Below are 206 nucleotides of genomic sequence, written 5' to 3' on the forward strand. Positions count from 1 at the left end.
CGGCTCGTCGGCGGCATGGTGCGGCGGGGCTACGATCCCGAGCTCGCCGAGCGGGTGTTCAAGCAGATCGAAGGCTTCGGCTCCTACGGCTTTCCGGAGAGCCATGCGGCGAGCTTTGCCCATCTTGCCTATGCCTCCTCTTGGCTCAAATGCCACCACCCGGCGGTCTTCGCGGCGGCGTTGCTCAACAGCCAGCCGATGGGGTT

At 66.0% G+C, this 206-nt stretch carries 1 protein-coding gene; it reads left to right on the plus strand.

Annotated elements, in window-relative coordinates; all coding sequences use genetic code 11:
- Positions 1 to 206: hypothetical protein (locus tag GSQ92_RS30525; RefSeq protein ID WP_159014601.1), on the plus strand; the 206-nt coding region annotated here is incomplete at both ends.

Source organism: Acidisoma sp. S159 (genome assembly GCF_009766125.1).
GTDB lineage: Bacteria > Pseudomonadota > Alphaproteobacteria > Acetobacterales > Acetobacteraceae > Acidisoma.